The sequence below is a fragment of the Actinocatenispora thailandica genome, from assembly GCF_016865425.1.
GTDB classification, from domain to species: domain Bacteria; phylum Actinomycetota; class Actinomycetes; order Mycobacteriales; family Micromonosporaceae; genus Actinocatenispora; species Actinocatenispora thailandica.
On sequence record NZ_AP023355.1, the window covers coordinates 728440 to 748656 of the forward strand.

Annotated in this window: 19 protein-coding genes; 8 read left to right on the top strand and 11 right to left on the bottom strand. The window is 73.2% G+C overall.

Annotated features, from left to right (window positions below; genetic code table 11):
• The first annotated feature begins 281 nt into the window (after nucleotides 1-281).
• Both Athai_RS03340 and Athai_RS03345 read left to right on the top strand, forming a co-directional pair.
• On the top strand, nucleotides 282-803 hold the full coding sequence (locus tag Athai_RS03340) for an HAD domain-containing protein (RefSeq protein ID WP_203965305.1): 522 nt from the start codon (nucleotides 282-284) through the stop codon (nucleotides 801-803).
• On the top strand, nucleotides 800-1411 hold the full coding sequence (locus Athai_RS03345; RefSeq protein WP_203960101.1) for a tyrosine-protein phosphatase: 612 nt from the start codon (nucleotides 800-802) through the stop codon (nucleotides 1409-1411). The genes Athai_RS03340 and Athai_RS03345 overlap by 4 nt, the downstream gene beginning before the upstream one ends.
• A 71-nt stretch (nucleotides 1412-1482) precedes the next feature.
• Here Athai_RS03345 and Athai_RS03350 read toward each other — a convergent pair whose 3' ends face one another.
• From Athai_RS03350 to Athai_RS03365, 4 genes are all read right to left on the bottom strand, one after another.
• Entirely contained in the window at nucleotides 1483-2475 is a 993-nt protein-coding gene (locus Athai_RS03350; RefSeq protein WP_203960102.1) for an ABC transporter permease, read from the bottom strand.
• Nucleotides 2472-3389: an ABC transporter ATP-binding protein gene (locus tag Athai_RS03355; protein WP_203960103.1), complete on the bottom strand. Its 918-nt coding sequence runs from the start codon at nucleotides 3387-3389 to the stop codon at nucleotides 2472-2474. Before Athai_RS03355 ends, Athai_RS03350 begins: the two co-directional genes overlap by 4 nt.
• On the bottom strand, nucleotides 3386-3793 hold the full coding sequence (locus Athai_RS03360) for a GntR family transcriptional regulator (RefSeq protein WP_203960104.1): 408 nt from the start codon (nucleotides 3791-3793) through the stop codon (nucleotides 3386-3388). The genes Athai_RS03355 and Athai_RS03360 overlap by 4 nt, the downstream gene beginning before the upstream one ends.
• A gap of 213 nt (nucleotides 3794-4006) precedes the next feature.
• A complete protein-coding gene (locus tag Athai_RS03365; protein WP_203960105.1) occupies nucleotides 4007-4615 on the bottom strand; it encodes a LysE/ArgO family amino acid transporter in 609 nt (202 codons plus the stop codon).
• Between the two features lie 70 nt (nucleotides 4616-4685).
• On the opposite strand from Athai_RS03365, the gene Athai_RS03370 reads away from it, so the two are divergent.
• Complete coding sequence (locus Athai_RS03370) at nucleotides 4686-5579, top strand: LysR family transcriptional regulator ArgP (RefSeq protein ID WP_203960106.1); 894 nt, start codon at nucleotides 4686-4688, stop codon at nucleotides 5577-5579.
• Here the strand turns inward: Athai_RS03370 and Athai_RS03375 are convergent.
• Nucleotides 5554-6825: an MFS transporter gene (locus Athai_RS03375; protein ID WP_203960107.1), complete on the bottom strand. Its 1272-nt coding sequence runs from the start codon at nucleotides 6823-6825 to the stop codon at nucleotides 5554-5556. The two genes, Athai_RS03370 and Athai_RS03375, sit on opposite strands and share 26 nt — an antisense overlap.
• Nucleotides 6826-6851: 26 nt before the next feature.
• Here Athai_RS03375 and Athai_RS03380 point away from each other — a divergent pair, with 26 nt between their 5' ends.
• Nucleotides 6852-7445 carry a CGNR zinc finger domain-containing protein gene (locus tag Athai_RS03380; protein ID WP_203960108.1) on the top strand — a complete coding sequence of 198 codons (594 nt, stop codon included), beginning with the start codon at nucleotides 6852-6854 and terminating at the stop codon, nucleotides 7443-7445.
• Here Athai_RS03380 and Athai_RS03385 read toward each other — a convergent pair.
• Nucleotides 7427-7942 (bottom strand): flavin reductase family protein, encoded by a 516-nt coding sequence (locus Athai_RS03385; RefSeq protein WP_239156691.1) that lies wholly within the window; start codon nucleotides 7940-7942, stop codon nucleotides 7427-7429. The genes Athai_RS03380 and Athai_RS03385 overlap by 19 nt on opposite strands.
• A gap of 99 nt (nucleotides 7943-8041) precedes the next feature.
• Between Athai_RS03385 and Athai_RS03390 the strand changes: the two genes are divergently transcribed.
• Complete coding sequence (locus Athai_RS03390) at nucleotides 8042-9007, top strand: zinc-binding dehydrogenase (protein WP_203960110.1); 966 nt, start codon at nucleotides 8042-8044, stop codon at nucleotides 9005-9007.
• 60 nt (nucleotides 9008-9067) lie between these two features.
• Here Athai_RS03390 and Athai_RS03395 read toward each other — a convergent pair whose 3' ends face one another.
• Entirely contained in the window at nucleotides 9068-10372 is a 1305-nt protein-coding gene (locus tag Athai_RS03395) for an MFS transporter (protein ID WP_203960111.1), read from the bottom strand.
• Between the two features lie 88 nt (nucleotides 10373-10460).
• Nucleotides 10461-11339, bottom strand: a complete 879-nt coding sequence (locus Athai_RS03400) for a GNAT family N-acetyltransferase (protein ID WP_203960112.1) — start codon at nucleotides 11337-11339, stop codon at nucleotides 10461-10463.
• Nucleotides 11340-11482: 143 nt separating this feature from the next.
• Here Athai_RS03400 and Athai_RS03405 point away from each other — a divergent pair, with 143 nt between their 5' ends.
• Nucleotides 11483-13117 (top strand): ABC-F family ATP-binding cassette domain-containing protein, encoded by a 1635-nt coding sequence (locus Athai_RS03405; protein WP_203960113.1) that lies wholly within the window; start codon nucleotides 11483-11485, stop codon nucleotides 13115-13117.
• An 81-nt stretch (nucleotides 13118-13198) separates the two neighbouring features.
• On the opposite strand, the gene Athai_RS03410 is transcribed toward Athai_RS03405, so the two are convergent.
• Both Athai_RS03410 and Athai_RS03415 read right to left on the bottom strand, forming a co-directional pair.
• On the bottom strand, nucleotides 13199-13984 hold the full coding sequence (locus Athai_RS03410) for a MerR family transcriptional regulator (RefSeq protein WP_203960114.1): 786 nt from the start codon (nucleotides 13982-13984) through the stop codon (nucleotides 13199-13201).
• Nucleotides 13985-14127: 143 nt separating this feature from the next.
• Entirely contained in the window at nucleotides 14128-15246 is a 1119-nt protein-coding gene (locus Athai_RS03415) for a serine hydrolase domain-containing protein (protein ID WP_203960115.1), read from the bottom strand.
• Nucleotides 15247-15517: 271 nt separating this feature from the next.
• On the opposite strand from Athai_RS03415, the gene Athai_RS03420 reads away from it, so the two are divergent.
• Together Athai_RS03420 and Athai_RS03425 are read left to right on the top strand one after the other, a co-directional pair.
• Nucleotides 15518-16480, top strand: a complete 963-nt coding sequence (locus Athai_RS03420) for a zinc-binding dehydrogenase (protein ID WP_203960116.1) — start codon at nucleotides 15518-15520, stop codon at nucleotides 16478-16480.
• A gap of 74 nt (nucleotides 16481-16554) precedes the next feature.
• A complete protein-coding gene (locus tag Athai_RS03425) occupies nucleotides 16555-17487 on the top strand; it encodes a zinc-binding dehydrogenase (RefSeq protein WP_203960117.1) in 933 nt (310 codons plus the stop codon).
• 135 nt (nucleotides 17488-17622) lie between these two features.
• Here Athai_RS03425 and Athai_RS03430 read toward each other — a convergent pair whose 3' ends face one another.
• On the bottom strand, nucleotides 17623-20181 hold the full coding sequence (locus Athai_RS03430) for a DEAD/DEAH box helicase (protein WP_203960118.1): 2559 nt from the start codon (nucleotides 20179-20181) through the stop codon (nucleotides 17623-17625).
• Nucleotides 20182-20217 lie beyond the last annotated feature (36 nt).

The following is a 20217-nucleotide window of genomic DNA, read 5'->3' on the forward strand; positions in this document are numbered from 1 at the left end:
TCTGCGCACTCACATGCACCACCGGTGGTGCATGTGAGTGCGCAGAGCAAAGGGCGATGGAAACCCTCTCTCGCCGGGAGCGCAGTCTCAGCCGGTCAGCTGGCGGTCCAGCGGTGAGCCGGTCGCGCAGGGCCGGATATCCCGCCCGCCACCGGCAACGTGGTTCCGCCGCCGACGGGCGGCCGGTCGTGCCACGGGCGGCCTGCGGGCACGCGGACGACCGGCCGCTGCTGTGGCCCGCCCGCACCGACGTCGCTATCCTGCCCTGCGTGGCCGACCGGATGAACCGCCCGCTGCTGTTCCTGGACGTCGACGGCACGCTGCTGCCGGTCGGCGGCGACGCGCCGGAGTCCGACTGGGACGAGAGCTGGCAGAACGCATCGAACCCGCTGCTGGCGCGGCTGTCGCCGAAGCACGGCCCGCGGTTGCTGGCGCTGCCGTGCGAGTTGGTCTGGGCCACCGCGTGGATGGCCGACGCGAACGACGTCATCGCACCGGTGCTGGGGCTGCCCGAGCTGCCGGTGGCGCAGCTGAGTGAGGTGCCCGACGCGGACGACCCGAGCTGGGCGCTGAGTTCCGCCGGCGGCTCGCTGGGCTGGAAGACCCGGGCGCTGGTCGAGCAGGCCGCGGGCCGGCCGTTCGTCTGGCTGGACGACGAGATCAACGACGCCGACCGTGCCTGGGTCGGCGCCCACCATGCCGGAGTGGCGTTGCTGCATCGGGTGGACGCGCGGCACGGGCTGACCGAGCGCGACTTCACCGCCGTGACCGACTGGCTGCGCGACCTCTCGGCCCGGCCGTGACCCTCGACTGGGCCGGCTGTACGAACCAGCGTGACGTCGGTGGTCTGCGCACCGTGCCGGGCGGCCGGATCCGCGCGGGTGCGTTGCTGCGGTCCGACCGGCTCGACCGACTGCCGCCGGCGACCGTCCAAGCGATCCGCGCCGGCGCGATCGGGCGCATCGTCGACCTGCGCTGGAGCTGGGAGTGCGCGGAGCATCCCAGTCCGTTCGCTGCCGACGAGGTCTACCGGCACGTACCGATGCTCGACGACGTGCTCGACTACGAGCCGCCTCCGGACAGCTATGGCCCGATGCTCGACCACTGCCAGCGCCGGATCGGTACTGCTTTCCGGGCGGTTGCGGAGGCGCCACCGGGCTGCGTCGTGGTGCACTGCCACGCGGGCAAGGACCGCACCGGGGTGCTGGTGGCGCTGCTGCTCGGTGTCCTGGAGGTCGAGCCGGACGGCATCGTCGCGGACTACGCCCGCTCCGATGGTTGTCCGGCGCAGACCATGCGCAACACGCTGGCCCACCTGGAGCACCGGTACGGCGGGATCGTGCCGTACCTGCGGGAGACCGGTGTCGATGCGGAGAGCTTCCGGGCGGTCCGGCAGCGCCTGCTCGCCTAGGGCGTGTCTTCATGGCTCCGCCGGGGCGAACGGGCCCGGCGCAGCAGGGTGGCTGGCCATGAAGACACGCGCTAGTAGAGGCTGCGGGAGATGCGCCGGAACGAGAGTCCGGCGAGCGCCGCGGCGAGCAGCAGGTATCCGCCGAACTCCAGCCACTGGAACGTCCAGTACCGGTCGGCGGGCTGGTACGCGACGACGAAGTGTGCGTGCCGGGCGGCAAAGCAGGCGTCGTCGTGGCTGCGGTTGCCGGTGGCGCACGATGCCAGCGCGGCGCCGGTGAACGGGTGACCGGATGGGTCGAGCAGCTCGGTACTGCTTGACAACACCCAGGCTCCCGGCTTGTTGAATCCCTCGATCCGGGCGGTACCGCCCTTGAGGTTGATGCGGGCGCCCTGGCGGACCGAGGCCGCGTCGTACGTGACGGTCTCGGTGACGGCCGGCTGCAGGTACGGCCGAATCGCCGTGGGCAGCAGGATCTGCAGCACCGCGAACACCGCGAGAGTGACGGCCATCGCGCTGACGGTGCGGCGGGTGAACTGCCCGACGACGATGCCGGCGATCACGGCGAACGCGGCGTACCCGAGCGGAACCAGGTTGCGGGTCGGGAACACCAGCGGGTCGAACCGGCCGTCGACGAGGCTGTCGTACGGGCTCGCCGCCCAGGTGAGCAGCGTGCTCAACACCGCGGTGAGCGCCACCCCGGCGGCGGTGACCAGGCCGAGCTTGACCGCGAGCCATCGGCCGCGGGTGATGCTCTGGTTCCAGACCAGGCGATGGGTACCGGACTCGAACTCCCGCGCGACGAGCGGCGCGCCCCAGAACGCACCGACCAGCGCCGGCACGAGTACGACCAGCAGGCCGGCGAGCAACAGTACGGTGAGGTAGTCGTGTTCGAGGGTGTCGCGCGCGGCGGACGCGGAACAGCCGCTGCCGCAGCTCGTGGTCGCCTCGTAGGTGTCGCGGATCCGCAGCCCCAGTACGACCAGCAGGGCCGCGAGTCCCGCGGCGCCCGCACCGCCGACAAGGGCCTGCGTGCGGAACTGACGCCAGGTCAGCCAGATCATAGGTTCGCCTCCACGGTCGTGCCGGGCGAACCGGCGGCTGGCGCGGTGACCGCCCGGCCGAGGTACGCGAGGACCATGTCCTCCAACGCGAGCGGCTCCGCGGTGGGCAGCAGATCGGGTAGCAGCCGGGGCAGTACGCCGCTGGTGTCGCGGACGATGAGGGTGCTCTGCCGCTGGTTGTCGCGGGCCTGGATGACCTCGACCCCCGGCGGTAGGCGGTCGATCGTCCCCGGCTGGCCGACGACCCGGTAGTGGGCGGCCAGGATGTCCTCGACGTCGCCGGCCACCTGCACCCGCGAACCGGCCAGCACCACGAGGTGGTCACACACCCGCTCCAGGTCGCCGAGCAGGTGCGAGGACAGGACGACGGTCGCCTCCAGCTCGGCCACCGACTCCATCAGGTTCTGCAGGAAAGTACGGCGGGCCAACGGGTCGAGCGCGGCGACCGGCTCGTCGAAGACCAGCATTTCGGGGCGCTTGGCCGTGGCGAGAACGAGGGCGAGCTGCGCACGCTGCCCGCCGGAGAGCCGTCCAGCCCGGCGCGCCGGGTCGAGCCCGAGCTGGGTGACGCGCTGGTGGGCCAGATCCGCGTCCCAGCCCGGATTGAGCCGGGCGCCGAGGCGCAGGTGCTCGGCAACCGTCAGCCCCGCGTACACGGGGGTGTCCTGCGCGACGAACCCGACCCGGGCCAGCTGTGCGGCACTGGCGGCCGGGCGGGCACCGAGTACCTCGATGCTCCCCGAGGTCGGCCGGATCGTCCCGGCGACCAGGTTGAGCAGGGTGGACTTGCCCGCACCGTTCGGGCCGACCAGACCGACGACCCGGCCCGCCGGTACGGTCAGGGTCGCGTCGGCGAGCGCAGTGTGCCTGCCGTACCGCTTCGTCAGGTCACGGGTGCACAGGGCGGCGGTCACCGCGACGCCTCGGTCGCCTTGCGGAGGTCGGTCGCCTGGCGGAAGGTCGCCATGAACAGCGCCTCGATGCTGTCCGCGTCGAGACCGGCCCGCAACGCCTTGTCCAGCCAGGTCTGCAGTTCCACGCGGAGCGGCTGGTGCGCCGCCAGGGTGTCGCCGGCGAGGCTGCGGGTGACGAAGGTGCCCAGCCCCGGCCTGGCCGCGGCGAGCCCGAGGTGTTCCAACTCCCGGTAGGCCTTGAGGACCGTGTTCGGGTTGATGGCCACCTTCGCCATCACCTCCTTGACCGTCGGCAGCTGGTCGCCGACCGACAACAGCCCCAGCCGGAGCGCCTGCTGGACCTGGTGCACCAGCTGCTGGTACGGCGAGACGCCCGATCGGGCGTCCAGATGAAAGTCGATCACGAAACCACCATTCAACTAGGTTCCTAGCACTATAGAGTTGTAGCGATGGACCTTGTCAAGATCGAGGAAGGCAGCCGCACCGGCCGTTGGCCGGTGCGGCTGCTGGTGCGCCGCCGCAGCGCGGTCGGCGGGCGCCCCGGTGCCCGCGCCGTCTTCCCCGGGGGTTCCGGTCGTGGCGGCCCGTTCGGCCCGCCGCGCGGACCCCGGCGGGGGTCAGCGAAGGCCGAACAGGAGGGTGGCGGCGGAGCCGAGCATGATCACGGCGACGCCGGCGTCGAGCACCCGCCAGGTGGTCCGGCGGTGCGCCAGCGGCGAGAGCAGCCGGGCGCCGAAACCCAGTGCGCTGAACCAGATCGCGCTGCCGAGCACCGCGCCCAGCCCGAAGCACCAGCGCAGCGACCCGTGCGCGCTCGCCACCGAGCCGACCAGCACCACCGTGTCCAGGTAGACGTGCGGGTTGAGCCAGGTCAGGGCGAGGCAGCTGGCGAGTACGGCGGGTGCCGCGGCGGTCGCGCCGCCGGCCGCCGCGGTCAGGGTGCCGGGCCGCAGCGCACGCCTGGCGGCGAGCACCGCGTACCCGAGCAGGAACGCGGCGCCGGCCAGCCGAGCCACGGTGAGGATCGCCGGTGCCGCCTCGACCAGGGCGCCGAGGCCACCGACACCGGCGGAGATGAGTACCGCGTCGGAGGCGGTGCAGACCAGCACGATGGCGACGACGTACTCGCGGCGCAGGCCCTGGCGGAGGACGAAGGCGTTCTGCGCGCCGATGGCCACGATCAGGGAGAGTCCGAACCCGAGCCCGGAGAGGACGGCGACGATCACGGCTCCAGCCTGACCGGCCCACCGCCAACAGTGAAGTTCATCGTTCTGTTGGTGGGTTAGAATCGCTGATGTGCAGGTGGATCTGCCGCAGCTGCGGGCGCTGGTCGCGGCGGTCGACGAGGGCTCGTTCGACGCGGCGGCGCGGGCGCTGCACGTGACGCCGTCCGCGGTCAGCCAGCGGATCAAGGCGCTGGAGACCGCGGCCGGCCGGGTGCTGCTGCTGCGCGGCAAGCCGGTCACGGTGACCGACGCCGGCCAGGCCTACCTGCGGCTGGCGCGGCAGATCGAGGCGTTGACCGCCGACGCGGTCGCCGCCGACCGGGCGGCGGGCGAGCCGCCGGTGGTGGCCCTCGCGGTCAACGGCGACTCGCTCGGCACCTGGGTGCTGCCCGCGCTGGCGCCGCTGGCCGACGAGATCCGGTTCGACCTGCGCCGGGAGGATCAGGACCATTCGGCCGCACTGCTCCGGCAGGGTGTGGTGATGGGCGCGATCACCACCGCGGCGCAGCCGGTGCAGGGCTGCACGGTGACCCGGCTCGGCACCATGCGGTACCGGCCGATGGCGTCGCCGGCGTTCGTCCGACGCTGGTTCGCCGACGGCGCCAGCGTCGATGCGCTGGCGGCGGCTCCGGTGCTCACCTTCGACCGCCGGGACGACCTGCAGGACGCCTACCTGCGGCGGCGCACCCGGCGCCGGCTCGACCCGCCCCGGCACTACATCCCGGCGACCGCCGACTTCGGCACCGCGGTGCTGCTCGGGATGGGGTGGGGGATGCTGCCCGACCAGCAGCTTCGGGCGGAACGCCGGCGCGGTCAGCTGGTCGAGTTCGATCCCGGCGCGCACCTGGACGTGGTGCTCAACTGGCAGCAGTGGACGCTGCACACCGAGGCGCTGGACCGCACCGCCGCCGCGATCCGGACCGCCGCCGCCGACCAGCTCAGCCAGCCGCGCCGAACCCGCTGATCCCGTTGCTGCCGGGGCGATCCGACCCGCGCACCGGGTGGACCGCCGACCCGGCCGGCGTCCGGCCGCGCCCGCCTCGGGCGGCTCGGGGTGCCCGGTGGCGAAGCATCATCCGTTGGTACAGGGCGGTGCCGAGTCCGAGGGACGCGGCGCCGGCGGCGGTGACCAACCACAGCGTCGCGGCGCCGTGCGCCAACAGCGGGGCGCCGATCAGCGGTGCCGCCACGGTACCGACACCCCAGGACAGCCCGTACCCGGTCAGCACGGTGGCGGCGTGCCGCGGCGGGGCGAGGCGGGAGGCGATCGCCTGCTGGGTGCCGAGCAGCAGGCTGCCGCTCGCCCCCTCGAACGCGGCGCCGGTCACGAGTTCGGGTACCGTGCCGCCCGCCCAGCACAGCAGGCCCACCGTGAGCGAGGCGTACCCGATCGCCAGTGTCGTCGCCGGCGTGAGCGACAGCTCGGTGCGGGCGACGATGCGCTGCGCGGCGATCGCGGCCGCAGCGGCAGTCGCGAGCAGCCAGCCGGTCAGCGCGGCGGGGTGGCCGCCGGCCTGCACCGCGAGCGGCAGCATGAACACCACCACCATCGCGAGCGTCGCGTAGCCGCTGCCCACGGCGGTCCAGGCGGCGAGCCGGCGCGACAGCACCGCGCACCACGCGGCCCGTACCTCGGTGCGGTCCGGCTTTCGGTCGGCGGGTAGTCGGCGCCAGACCACGACCGCGGCGGCGAGGCTGGTCACGGCGTCGGCGAGGAACAGCGCGCCGAGGCTCCACCGGGTCAGTACCGCGGCGAGCAGGCCGGCGACCACGCCGGCCACCGCGAGCGCCGCCCACAGCAGTGAGTAGCTCGACGCGCGCCGCTCATCCGGTACCGACTGGGCGATCAGCGCCTGGGTGGCCGGTTCGACCAGCTCGTAGGCGAGGCCGAGCAGCAGGGCGCCGCCCACCACGACCGGTAGCGAGCGGCCGAGGCCGATCGTCGCCTGCGCCGCCGCGCAGGCGAGCAGCCCGGCGAGCATCGCGGTGCGGGCGCCGAACCGGGTGGCGAGCACCCCGCCGAGCAGCCGGGAGGGGATCGTGCCGGCACCGAAGGCGGCGAGTACCAGCCCGGCCAGCGCCAGGCTGGCGCCGAGGTCGTGGGTGAGCCGCAAGCTCAGGAACCCCATCGCGAACGCGCCGAGCCGGTTCACCACCCGGATCAGCACGAGCCATCGTGTGACCGTTGTAACCTCGGACTTCAGTGACATGCCGAGGAGGTTACGTGACTAGTGAGATGCCTTTCAACAGTCACATCGAGCGGCTGCTGAGCACCACCGTCCGTTTGGTGAACGTGCTGACACCCGGGTTCGACGGCGGCCGGCCGGTGACCCCGCCGACCGGCCCGGCGCTGCGCGAGGTGGTCGCCGAGACGGTCCTCGGCGTCGGCCGCGACTTCTCGCCCAGCGCGGCCGACGCCCGCGCGCTGCGCGGCTGCGCCGGCCAGGCGCGCGAGGTCTTCGCCGCGCTGGAGGCGGACGACGCCGACCGGGCCGCCGCGCTGGTCAACGCGATGCTGCGGGCGAGCGACGCCCGGCCGCAGCTGGACGCCAACGGCCACGGCGGGCACACCCTGCACTTCCACGGCCCGGACGACTCGTTCGCCCGCGGCTGGGCGGCCGGCATCGCCGCCGGGCTGGCGATGGCGATCGGCGGCGACGCCGGCAGCCGGCTCGGGCTGTGCGCGGCGCCCGGCTGCGACCGGGCCTACGTCGACCTCTCCCGCAACGCGCACCGCCGGTTCTGCTCGACCCGCTGCCAGAACCGGGTCAAGACCGCCGCGTACCGCGCCCGCACCGCCTCGTGGCCCGGTCAGTCGCAGGTGCCGTAGCGGCCGCGGTGGAACACCAGCGGCGGGTGGCTGGAGTCGGCGGCGATGGCGCGCACCCGGGCCAGCGCGAAGTCGTGGTCGCCGGCCGGGGTGATCGACTCGATCGTGCAGTCCAGCCAGGCCACCGCGCCCAGCAGGATGGGTGCGCCGGTGATCGGCGCCGGGCGCATCTCGACGTCGCGGAACCGGTCGGTACCGGGCGAGGCGAAGGTCCGGGCCAGCGACTCCTGATGGTGGCCGAGGATGTTGACGCAGAACCCGCCGGCATGCCGGATCACCGGCCAGGAACCGGACGTGTGCGCCGGGAAGAACCCGACCAGCGGTGGCCGCAGCGACACCGACGTGAACGAGTTCACCGCGAGTCCCACCGGCCCGTCCGGGCCGAGCGCCGTCACGATCGTCACCCCGGTCGGGAAGTGGCCGAGCACCCGCCGGTACTCGGCGGGTTCCGGCCCGGTGGATCCGCGGTATTCGTCCGGTTCGATGTCTGACGGCACGACTGCCATTAGAACGCATCGTGCCGGAACGGGCACGTGATCATCCGCACCCCGGTCGTCGCCCGGCCCCGGCCGGCGACGACTGCTAGCCTCCGGAGCATGCTGGCCGCCTACGCAGAACGTATCGATCCGGACGATCCGCTGGCCGCCCTCGCGGTCGGTGACCGACCCGAACCCGAGGTGCCGGACGGCTGGGCGGTCGTCGACGTCGCCGCCGCCGCGCTCAACCACCACGACCTGTGGTCGCTCCGCGGGGTGGGCCTCTCCGCCGACGCGCTGCCGATGATCCTCGGCTGCGACGCCGCCGGTACCGACGCGGACGGGCGGCGGGTGGTGGTGCACGCGGTGCTCGGCGACCCGGCCGTCGGCGACGGCGACGAGACCCTGGACCCGCGCCGCAGCCTGCTGTCCGAGCGGTACCCGGGCACCCTGGCGCAGCGGGTCGCGGTGCCGGCGCGCAACCTGGTCCCGCTGCCGGACGGGATCGACTTCGACACCGCGGCGTGCCTGCCGACCGCGTGGCTCACCGCGTACCGGATGCTGACCACCCGCGGCCGGCTGCCCCAGGGCGGGGCGGTGCTGGTGCAGGGCGCCGGTGGCGGGGTGGCGAGCGCCGCGGTGGTGCTGGCCCAGGCGCTCGGCGCCCGGGTGTACGCGACGAGCCGGGTCGCCGCCAAGCGTGATCGGGTCGCCGCCCTCGGTGTGACCGCGGTCGAGCCCGGCGCGAAGCTGCCCGAGCGGGTCGACGTGGTGATCGAGACGGTCGGCGAGGCCACCTTCGAGCACTCGCTCAAGTGCGCCAAGCCGGGCGGCCGGATCGTCGTCGCCGGCGCCACCAGCGGCCACCTGCCGGCCGTCGACCTGCGCCGGGTGTTCTTCCTGCAGCTGGAGATCGTCGGCGCCACCATGGGCACCCGGGACGAGCTGGCCGCGCTGCTCGACCTCTGCGTCGCGAAGAACCTGCGTCCCGTCGTCGACTCGACCTACCCGCTGGCGGACGCCGCCACCGCGTTCGCCCGCCTCGCCGAGGGCACCACCTTCGGCAAGCTGGTCCTCCACCCCTGACGGCTACTCCCGTTCGAGTCCACAGCAGAGCCCCAGCACGAACGCGGTCTGCCCGCGATCTCAGGTTGCCGACTGGGCGGGTTCGGGTCTCGGGGTCGGTGCGAGGCCGTCCTGGGCGGAGGTGAGGCGGCGGCGCAGGGTGAGGAAGGCGAGGCCGCCGAGCAGGCTGCCGCCGATGCACAGCGCCGCCCAGTACCGGCCGTCGGCGCGGGCGATCAGCAGGCCGGCCAGCGCCGGGCCGGCGATGCCGGAGATGGTCCAGGTCATCCCGGCGAGCGCGTTGTACCGGCCGCGGACCCGCTCGTCGGCGAGCCCGTTGACCAGCGCCGGCATCACCGGCGCCCAGATCGTCTCGCCGGCGCCGAACACCGCGAGCCCGAGCACCACGGCCACGATCGCGAGCGGCCGGCCGACGAAGGCGCCGGAGACCGCGACGACCACCCAGGCCGCCGACCAGATCAGCCCGGCGATGCCCAGCGCGGTGCTGCGGCGGCGGCCGGCGACCAGCCGCAGGGTGACCAACTGCCCGGCGACGATCACCACGGTGTTGGCCGCGAACGCCCAGCCGAGGGTGCGTGCCGGCACCTGCGCCTGGTTCACCGCGTACGCCGTGAAGCCGGTGTCCATCTGGGCGTACGCGCAGGTCAGCAGCACCGTGCCGACCACGATGACGAGCAGCAGGGTGCGGTCGCGCAGCACCTCCCGCCAGCCGGGCTGCGGGGTCGCGGTGTCGTGCTCGGCGCTGGTCGGGTCCAGCGTGCCGGTGCCGCGCGGCAGGGTCAGCAGCACCACGATGTAGCCGACGTAGCTGGCCGCGTCGATCCAGTACAGCCACTGGAAGGTACGCGGGTCGGCCAGGTCGACCAGCGCCGAGGCGACCAGCCCGCCGACCCCGAAGCCGGCGTTCATCAGCATGAACTGCACGCCGTACGCGCGTTCCCGCTTCGCGACCGGCACCATCCGGGTCAGCAGTGCGGACGAGCCGGGGAAGGTGGCGCAGTTGAACACCGCCACCCAGCTCGCCACCACGATCGCGTCCAGGCTGGAGTGGATGAAACCCACCGCGGCCATTCCGGTCGCCTCGCCGAGCAGCCCGACCAGCAGCACGACCCGCGGGCCGAACCGGTCGATCAACGTACCGGCGAGCGGGGACACGACCAGCGCCACCACGCCCATCCAGGACAGGATCAGTCCGACCTGGGTGGTCGGCAGGTGCCGCACCTGGGTGAAGTAGACGAACAGGTACGGCATGGACATGCCGCTGCCGAGGGCGGAGAACGCGATGCCCGCGAACATCCGGCGCGCCAGCGGCGGCATGCCGGGGGCGTCGGTGGGCGCGGGGGCGGTGGTGAAGGAAGTTGCCATCTCAACCGCGAATCGTGCCACCGCCCTGCGACAGCCCGGCAGCGAATTACGCCCACCCCGGCGCCCGCCGTGGCGGACCTAACACCGGCTACAGGTCCAGCTGGTACTCGTGGCTGACATGGGTGGGGCGGTAGCCCAGCTCGGCGTTGATCCGGCGCATCGGGCCGTTGCTCGCCGCGGTGTCCGCCAGCAGCCCGGCCAGCTCGGGATAGCGGTGCGCGGCGCGGTCGATCGCCGCCACCTTCATCCAGCGGGCCAGCCCGTGGCCGCGGTGCTCGGGCAGCACGCCGGTGCCGTAGTGCTGCCCGTCGCCGGTACCGTCGGCGCCCACGACCAGCTCGGTGAAGCCGACGATCTCGCCGGTGTCCTCGGCCGCGACGGCCACGGTGTCCAGGTGCTCGCCCCGGTCGGCGACCGCGCGGGCCACCTCGCGCACCGCGTCGACGTCCCAGTGCGTGGTGCCGTAGTCGGTGTCGTCCATCGGCATGTCGTCCATCGCCCGGCGGGATGCGGCGAAGCTCGCCGCCAGCTCGTCGGGCACCGTGCCGCGCCAGCTGACCAGCCGGTACCCGGGGTGCGGGGTGCCGATCTCGGTGGCCAGGGCCGCCCGGTCGACCTCGGCCAGCGGCAGCCGGGTGTAGATCAGCTGCAGCACCCGGCGGAAGCCGCGGGCCGCGAGGAAGGCGTCGCCGGGCGTGTCCGCGGGCACCTCGGCGAGCAGGCTGCGCCGGCCGTCCACGCGGGCCGCCGCGACCAGCGCCGCGAGCAGCGCGGTACCGGTGCCGCGGCGGCGTTCCGCGGGGTGCACGGCGAGGGACAACTCGCCCAGATGCCGCCGGCCGTCCGAGTCGAACAGCCGCAGGTGAGCCGAACCGACCGGATGGCCGTCCGGGTGGGCGGCCAGCCAGACCAGCCGCGGGTGGGCTCCGGTCTCGGTCAGGGTGGTCAGGGTGACGGGATCCGACACGTGCGCTCCGATCGTGGCCGGCGATCCGCCGGGACGGGCCGCCGCGGGCTGGGACGATGCCGGCAAACTATCCGGCGACCGCGGGCGACGCGAACAATATCGGTGGTCGGCCGGGGTGGCGTGGCCGCTACCATCGGCACCCGATGACTGCCACCCTGATCGCCAAGGACCTCTCCGCCGGGCACGGTGACCGCGTGCTGTTCAGCGGTCTCGACCTGATCGTCGCGCCGGGCGACGTGGTCGGCCTGGTCGGGGCCAACGGCGCCGGCAAGTCGACGCTGCTGCGCCTGCTGGCCGGCCTCGGTACCGCGGAGTCCGGCGCGGTGTCGCTCAGCCCACCGACCGCGACGGTCGGCTACCTGCCGCAGGAGCCGGAGCCGCGGCCCGGCGAGACGGTCGAGCAGTTCTTCGGCCGGCGTACCGGGGTGACCGAGGCGCAGCGCCAGCTGGACGCCACGACCGAGGCGCTGACCGAGGGGCGCCCGGGCGCCGACGAGGCGTACGCGGCGGCGCTGGAGCGGTGGCTCGCCCTCGGCGGCGCCGACCTGGCCGAGCGCACCGGGGAGGTGACCGCAGACCTCGGCCTCGCGGTCGACCTGGGGGTACCGATGGCGACCCTGTCCGGTGGGCAGGCGGCGCGGGCCGGGCTCGCCTCGCTGCTGCTGTCCCGGTACGACGTGTTCCTGCTGGACGAGCCGACCAACAACCTGGACCTGGCCGGGCTCGCCCGGCTGGAGCGGTTCGTCACCGAGCTGCGTGCCGGCACCGTGCTGGTCAGCCACGACCGCGAGTTTCTCACCCGCACCGTCGATCGGGTCGTCGAGCTGGACCTGGCACAGCAACAGATCCGGGTCTACGGCGGCGGGTACGAGTCCTATGTGGAGGAACGGGAGCGGGCCAGGCGGCGGGCCCGCGAGGCGTACGAGGAGTACGCCGGCAAGAAGGAGGATCTGCTGGCTCGCGCTCGCAAGCAGCGGGCGTGGTCGGACAAGGGCGTCGCGAACGCGACGAAGAAGCAGACCGACCCGGACAAGAACATCAAGGCGTACCGGATCGAGGGCAGCGAGAAGCTCGCCGCCAAGGCGAAGCAGACCGAGCGCGCGATCGAGCGGCTGGACGTCGTCGAGGAACCGCGCAAGGAATGGGAACTGCGGATGCACATCGCCGCGGCGCCCCGGTCCGGCGCGGTGGTCGCCACCCTGCGTGGTACGACCGTCCACCGTGGACGGTTCACGCTCGGCCCGGTGGACCTGCAGATCGACTGGGCCGACCGGGTCGCCATCACCGGCGCGAACGGCGCCGGCAAGTCGACGCTGCTCGCGCTGCTGCTCGGCCGGCTCGCGCCGGACGGCGGTACGGCCACGCTCGGCCCCGGTGTCGTCGTCGGCGAGGTCGACCAGGCGCGCGAGACGTTCGACACCGCCGAGCCGCTGGTCGACGCGTTCGCCGCGGCGTCCGGGCTGCTGCCGGCCGACGCGCGTACCCTGCTGGCGAAGTTCGGGCTGCGCGCGGACCACGTGCTGCGCGCCGCGGACACGCTGTCGCCGGGCGAGCGCACCCGGGCCGGGCTCGCACTGCTGCAGGCCCGCGGGGTGAACCTGCTCGTGCTGGACGAGCCGACCAACCACCTGGATCTGCCCGCGATCGAGCAGCTCGAGTCGGCACTCGCCGACTACAACGGCACGTTGCTGCTGGTCAGCCACGATCGCCGGCTGCTGGAGGCGGTGCACGTCACGCGCCGGCTGTCCGTCGCCGGCGGCGAGGTCACCGAGCTCTGACCGCCCGCGCGCCGCGCCGTGGCGCGCCGCCGCACTGCCGTCGAGCCGACGGCGTTGCGGCCGGCCGGGTCGGTGACGCCGTCAGTACGGGTCCGGGCCGGGAATGCGGACGCCGGCGGCGCGGAGCTTGTCCTCGACGAGCGCGACGAGCCGGGCGGCGCCCGACGCCGGCGGTTCGCTGTGGTCGGCGATCAGCCGGTAGCGGGTGGCGGCGTCGGTGCGCGCCTGCAGGCCGGTCAGGATCTTCAGGTGTTCGGGATTGGCGAGGTAGTGGTCGGTCGTGGCGGTGGCAAGCGCGTCGATGCGGGCGTCGTCCGGTGCCCAGCTCGCCGCCTCCGCGGCGCGCCGGCTCAACGCGACGAACCGGTCGTCGTGCAGGGCGTGCTCGACGAGGCCGAGGTACTCGTCGAAGCCCTCCGGGACGAGCGCGGCGGCCAGCACCCAACCCTCCCGGGCGGCCGCGATCTCCTCGGCGGAGAAGCCGAGCCCGGGCATCCGCTCCAGCAGTGCCACGGCGCGGTCGGGCAGCAGGGCACGGTTGCCGTCGGCGAGCCGGTGCAGCATCTCGCGCCGGGCGGTCAACTCCTCGATCCGTTCGGTGAGCTGCCGCTCGACGCGGACGATGGCGTCGGCGAACCGCTCGGCGTCCGCGTCGACCAGCGGGCCGATCTCCGCCAGCGGCACGCCCGCGGCGGCCAGGGTCCGCACCTGTACCAGCCGGAGCAGGTCGGCCGACGCGTACCGCCGGTAGCCGGAGCTGTCCCGTTCCGGCTCCGCGACCAGGCCGAGCTTGTGGTAGTGCCGGACCGTCTTGACGGTGACGCCGGCGAACGCGGCTGCCTGCCCGATCGTGACTCCGTTGCGCATCTGCCCAGCTTGCCTCGTGGCCGGGCCCGGCCACGAGGCAACACCCGAGCAGCGCACCCGGGCGGGGCGTCCGGCACGCCGGGCTGGTCGGGCCCGGCGCCCCGGTTCGGGCGCCGTCCGCCGCGCGGGCCGGGGCAGCACCGTCAGCCCGCCGACCCGTCCTGCCCGCCGCCGAACACCTCGTCGACGAGCCGCTGGGTGGCCTGCTGGAACGGTACCGCCAGCGACATCGCGGCGTCGTCCACGTAGTTCAGCGAGCCGGTCAGGGTCTTGCTGCCGTCCGGGGTGCTGAACATCAGCGCCGCGTGCCCGGCGGCGCCGCCGTTGTGCGTGATCACGGTGCCTCCGCCGGTGTCCTGGACGAACACGCCCAGGCCGTAGCCCATGTTCGGGATCGGCGTGGGGCGCGGCGTGCGCATCTCGGCCAGCAGATCGGCCGGCAGCAGCGTGCCGCCGCACAGCGCGGAGATGAACGTGTGCAGGTCCCGGGTCGTCGAGATCATGTCACCGCCGCTGGAGATCCAGGACGGGTTCTGCCGGGTGACGTCGACGGTGTGCTGCTCGCCGTCCTGTTCGTACCGGTAGTAGGCGTGGGCGTACGGCTCCGGGAGGTCGGTCTGGGTGGTGGGTGCCACGGTGCCGGTCAGCCCGAGCGGCCCGAGGATCAGCCGCTGCATCTCCTCGGCGACCGGGTGACCGGTGACCCGCTCGATCAGCAGCCGGGCCAGCACGTAGTTGGTGTTCGAGTAGCTCCAGTCGGTACCCGGTTCGAACCGCGCCGGCTTGGACAACGCCAGCCGCACCAGATCCTCCGGCAGGTAGGTCTTGAACCGGTTGTCCACCCACTCCTTGCCCGCCGGGGTCGCGGGGATCCCCGGGACGACCGTGCCGTCGGGGTAGTACTCGCCGGTGAAGTTGAAGACGCCGCTGGTGTGCTGCAGCAGCATCCGTACCGTGATCCGCTCGTCCAGGCCGAACTCGGGCAGGTAGGAGGCCGCCGGGGCGTCCAGGTCGATCCGGCCCTCGGCCACCAGCTGCAGGACCACCGTCGCGGTGAACGTCTTGGTGTTGCTGCCGATCCGGACGTGCCCGTCCACGGGCGGCTCGGCCGGCTCGCCGAGCGTGCACAGGCCCGCGCTGCCGGCCCACTCGCCGCGCTCGTCGTGCACGCGCAGCGTCATCCCGGTGATGCCGGACGCGACGATGTCGTCCAGGGCCTTCCGCAGCTCGGGGCGGTCCTGGCCGGTCTGGGTGGTGGACATGGCGGTGCTCCCTTGGCTCGGTGGTTCCGGTTCGCCGCCGTGGTGCGGCTGGCCGATGCCGGCAGCGTGCACCCTGACCCAGGGTCAACCTCAAGCATGATCCGGGACACCGTCCCGCCCTCCCGCGAGCCGGGTGGGGCTGCGAGCCGGGTCCGAAGCGCCGGGTGGCCGATGGATCGTCGCAGGCGCGGCGGAGGGCCGGTTCCGGGCTTGACTTGAAGTCGACTTCATGTTCGAGACTCCTCCCGAGACCAGACGAGGGAGTGTCGGGATGTTGGTTGCGGAAGCGGTGCGGTTCGGCGGACCGGACGTACTGGTGGGCCGGGAGGCGCCCGAACCGGTCGCCGGGCCGGGGCAGGTGGTGCTCGACGTCGCCGCGATCGACGTGCTGTACGTCGAGACGCAGGTGCGGTCCGGCTGGGGCCGGGAGTGGTTCCCGGTGACCCCGCCGTACGTGCCGGGCGACGGCGTCGCAGGCACGGTGACCGCGGTCGGCGACGACGTTGCCAGCGACTGGTTGGGCCGCCGGGTGGTCGGCTACACGGGCAGCGCCAACGCGTACGCGCAGCGCGCCAACGTCGCCGTCGATCAGCTCGCGCCGGTACCGGACGGGCTGGACCTGGTCGATGCGGCGGCGCTGTCGCACGACGGGCCGATGGCGTTGACGCTGCTTTCCACCGCGGCGGTACGGGCCGGCGAGGCGGTGCTGGTGCTCGGCGCGAACGGCGGCGCCGGCCTGCTCGCGGTGCAGCTGGTCGCGGCGGCCGGTGCCCGGGTGTTCGGCGCGGCGCGCGGCGAACGCAAGCAGGACCTGGTGCGGCAGGCCGGCGCCGAGTCGGTACTGGATCCGAGCGAACCAGGGTGGCCGGCGCGGCTGCGCGACGCGGGTGGCGTGGACGTGGTGTTCGACGGCGTCGGCGGCGACATCGGTACGGCGGGGTTCGACGCGGTTCGCCGCGGCGGCCGGTTCCTCTCCTACGGTGCGCCGACCGGTGGGTTCGCCGACATCGCCGCGGCTCGGGCGGCCGAGCGGGACGTCACCCGGTACGGCATCGCGGAGCTTTCACAGGCCCGCAACGAGGTGACTTCGCTTGCCGCCCAAGCGTTCCAGGCGGCCATCGAGGGTCGACTGCGGCCGGCGATCGGTCGGGTGTTCGGGCTGCGGGACGCCGCGGCAGCACATGCCGCGATCGAGTCCCGCGCGGTACTCGGCAAGATCCTGCTGCAACCGTGACCGCGCCGGCCCGGAGCCGGCACCGGTGCCGACTCCGGGCGGGGGCGGCTCCGTACTCGACGAAGGAACGGACCATGTTGTTGGTGCAGGCGACCCGGTTCGGTGGACCGGACGTGTTGGTGGCACACCAGGTTCTGGGGCCGGTTCCGGCCCCCGGCGAGGTGTTGATCGCGGTCGCCGCGATCGACACGATGGTGATCGAGACCCGGATCCGGGCCGGTACCGCCGGGCAGTGGTTCCCCGTGACGCCGCCGTACGTGCCGGGCGGTGCGGTGACCGGTACCGTCGTGGCGGTCGGCGACGGCGTCGACCCGGCGCTGCGCGGTCGGCGGGTCGCGGCGTACGTCGACGGCTCGTACGCCGAGCAGGTGGTGGCTCCGGCCGCCGAACTGGTCGACGTCCCGGACGCCCTGGACCTGCCGGAGTCGGCGGCTCTGCTGCACGACGGGCCGACCGCGCTGGCGCTCGCGGAGCTGGCCGGCCTCAAACCGGACCAGCGGGTCGTGGTCGTCGGCGGTACCGGCGGCGCGGCGATCCTGCTCGTCCAGCTGGCGCACGCGATCGGCGCGCACGTGCTGGCGACCGCGCGTGGTGCGGCGAAACTCGACCTGGCGCGGCGGCTGGGCGCCGACGAGGTGGTCGAGACCGGCCGGGCGGACTGGGCGTCGCTGCGCGCCGCGGTGGTCTTCGACGGCGTCGGCGGTACGACAGGTACGGCCGCGGTCGCCGCGGTCGCCGACGGCGGGACGTTCCTCGGCTACGGCGCCGCGACCAGCGGCGGGTTCGCCACCGTCGCCGCCGACCGCGACCTGACCAGCTACGGCATCGGTGACGTGCAGTTCGACCCGCCGCGGCGGCGCGAGCTGCTCGCCCGGTCGTTTGCCGCCGCGGTCGAGGGCACCATCGTGCCGGTCGTCGGACAGACCTTCCCGCTGGCGCAGGCGTCGGGTGCGCACGCGGCCATCGAGGCCCGCACCGTCACCGGCAAGACCCTCCTGCTGCCCTGACGCCGCGCCTTCGGCTGCCGGGTAGGACCTTCTATGCGTGTTCCTTTGCTCTGCGCACCCACCTGCACCACGGGTGGTGCGCTGAGGTAGGCAGAGCAAAGGGCCGTGCAAACCACCGGTGCCGACGGTGCGGCGTCAGGTGTCGAGGCGGGTGACGCCGGTGACCGCGACGACGGCGGTACCGGCCTCGTCGGAGGCGGCGAGGTCGACCTCGGCGTCGATCGACCAGTCGTGGTCGCCGGCCGGGTCGTCCAGCACCTGGCGCACCAGCCAGCGGTCCGACTGCTGCTCGATCTGCAGCAGCTTCGGGCCGCGCGCGTCCGGGCCGGTGCCGATCTCGTCGTGTTCGGCGTAGTAGTCCGCCAGCTCGTCGGCCCACGCGTCGGCGTCCAGGCCGGCGTCGTCGAGGGCGGCGAGCTTGTCGTAGCGGCGCAGGGCGGCCAGCTCCACCCGCCGGAACAGCGCGTTGCGCACCAGCACCCGGAACGCGCGCACGTTCGCGGTCACCGCCGGCGGCTTGTCGTCCACAGTGGACTCGTCCGGTACGGCGTCCGGATGGCTCAGCTTCTCCCACTCGTCGAGCAGGCTGGAGTCGACCTGCCGGACCAGCTCGCCGAGCCACTCGATCAGGTCGGTCAGCTCCTCGGTACGGGCCGAGTCCGGCACCGTCTGCTTCAACGCCTTGTACGCGTCGGCGAGATAGCGCAGCAGCACCCCCTCGGAGCGGGCCAGCTTGTAGGCGCCGATGTACTCGGTGAAGGTCATCGCCTGCGAGTACATGTCGCGCACCACCGACTTCGGCGACAGCTCGTGGTCGCGGACCCAGGGGTGGCCCTTCGCGTACGCCTCGTAGGTGACGTCGAGCAGCTCGGCGAGCGGCTTCGGCCAGGTGATCTGCTCCAGCCGTTCCATCCGCTCGTCGTACTCGACGCCGTCCGCCTTCATCGCGTCGACCGCCTCGCCGCGCGCCGCGAACTGCTGCGCGGACAGTACCTGCCGGGGATCGTCCAGGGTGGACTCGATCACCGACACCACGTCCAGCGCGTAGCTCGGCGACTCGCGGTCCAGCACCTCCAGCGCGGCCAACGCGAACGGGGACAGCGGCTGGTTCAGCGCGAAGTCGGCCTGCAGGTCGATGGTGACCCGGATGGTGTCGCCGTACTCGTCCGGCTCGTCCAGCTCCTCGATCACGCCGCCGGCCCGCAGCGCCCGGTAGATCGCGATCGTCCGGCGGATGTGCTTGCGTTGCGCCGCACGGGTCTCGTGGTTGTCCTCCAGCAGGTGCCGCATCGACAGGAACGGGTCGCCGCCGCGGTCGATGACGTTGAGCAGCATCGCGTGGCTCACCTTGAACTGCGAGCTGAGCGGTTCCGGGTCGGCCGCCACCAGCCGCTCGAAGGTGGACTTCGTCCAGGACACGGTGCCCGGTGCCGGCTTCTTGCGGACGACCTTGCGCCGCTTCTTCTCGTCGTTGCCGGCCTTGCGCAGCGCCTTCTCGTTCTCGATCACGTGGTCGGGCGCCTCGACCACGACGGTACCGGCGGTGTCGTAGCCGGCCCGGCCGGCCCGACCGGCGATCTGGTGGAACTCGCGGGCGTTGAGCTGCCGCATCCGGACACCGTCGAACTTGGTCAGCCCGGAGAAGATCACCGTGCGGATCGGTACGTTGATGCCGACGCCGAGAGTGTCCGTACCGCAGATGACCTTCAGCAGCCCGGCCTGCGCCAGCAGCTCCACCAGCCGGCGGTACTTGGGCAGCATGCCGGCGTGGTGCACGCCGATCCCGTGCCGTACCAACCGGGACAGCGTCTTGCCGAAACCGGCGGCGAACCGGAAGTCGCCGATCAGCCCGGCGATCGCCTCCTTCTCCGCCTTGCTGCACACGTTGGTGCTCATCAGCGCCTGGGCCCGTTCCAGCGCCGCTGCCTGGGTGAAGTGTACGACGTAGATCGGCGCCTGGTGCTCCTCCAGCAGCAGCTCCAGCGTCTCGTGCAGCGGCGTCGTGACGTACTCGAAGGTCAGCGGCACCGGGCGCTCGGCCGAGCTGACCACGGTGGTGGTGCGCCCGGTGCGCCGGGTCAGGTCCGCCTCGAACCGCGACACGTCGCCGAGGGTCGCCGACATCAGCAGGAACTGCGCGTTGCGCAGTTCGATCAGCGGCACCTGCCAGGCCCAGCCGCGATCCGGGTCGGCGTAGAAGTGGAACTCGTCCATCACCACCTGGTCGACGTCGGCGTCGGAACCGTCCCGCAGCGCCAGGTTCGCCAGGATCTCCGCGGTGCAGCAGATGATCGGCGCGGTCGGGTTGACGCTCGCGTCGCCGGTGAGCATCCCGACGTTCGCCGCGCCGAACGTGTCGCACAGCGCGAAGAACTTCTCGCTGACCAGCGCCTTGATCGGCGCGGTGTAGAAGGTCCGGCCGGGGTACTTCCGGCCGGGGGCGTCGGGGTTCCGGCCGCGCTTGCCGGCGGTGGCGACCCCGGCCAGCGCGGCGAAGTGCGCACCGACCGCGACCAGGCTCTTGCCCGAGCCGGTCGGCGTCGACAGGATGACGTTCGAGCCGGACACCAGCTCGATCAGCGCCTCCTGCTGCGCCGGGTACAGCTCCAGGCCCTGCTCGCCGACCCAGCCCTCGAACGCCTCGTAGACCGCGTCCGGTTCTGCGCTGCCGGGTACCAGGTCGGTCAGTGTCACGCTCGCTCCGTCTCGTGGTTCTGGGTCGCTGCCGGG

Bases quoted from the DNA above. Each gene is read 5' to 3' on its own strand.
- Athai_RS03340 (WP_203965305.1), top strand. From the start codon at position 282: ATGAACCGCCCGCTGCTGTTCCTGGACGTCGACGGCACGCTGCTGCCG.
- Athai_RS03350 (WP_203960102.1), bottom strand. From the start codon at position 2,475: ATGATCTGGCTGACCTGGCGTCAGTTCCGCACGCAGGCCCTTGTCGGC.
- Athai_RS03375 (WP_203960107.1), bottom strand. From the start codon at position 6,825: ATGTCACTGAAGTCCGAGGTTACAACGGTCACACGATGGCTCGTGCTG.
- Athai_RS03380 (WP_203960108.1), top strand. From the start codon at position 6,852: ATGCCTTTCAACAGTCACATCGAGCGGCTGCTGAGCACCACCGTCCGT.
- Athai_RS03390 (WP_203960110.1), top strand. From the start codon at position 8,042: ATGCTGGCCGCCTACGCAGAACGTATCGATCCGGACGATCCGCTGGCC.
- Athai_RS03395 (WP_203960111.1), bottom strand. From the start codon at position 10,372: ATGGCAACTTCCTTCACCACCGCCCCCGCGCCCACCGACGCCCCCGGC.
- Athai_RS03405 (WP_203960113.1), top strand. From the start codon at position 11,483: ATGACTGCCACCCTGATCGCCAAGGACCTCTCCGCCGGGCACGGTGAC.
- Athai_RS03410 (WP_203960114.1), bottom strand. From the start codon at position 13,984: ATGCGCAACGGAGTCACGATCGGGCAGGCAGCCGCGTTCGCCGGCGTC.
- Athai_RS03415 (WP_203960115.1), bottom strand. From the start codon at position 15,246: ATGTCCACCACCCAGACCGGCCAGGACCGCCCCGAGCTGCGGAAGGCC.
- Athai_RS03420 (WP_203960116.1), top strand. From the start codon at position 15,518: ATGTTGGTTGCGGAAGCGGTGCGGTTCGGCGGACCGGACGTACTGGTG.
- Athai_RS03425 (WP_203960117.1), top strand. From the start codon at position 16,555: ATGTTGTTGGTGCAGGCGACCCGGTTCGGTGGACCGGACGTGTTGGTG.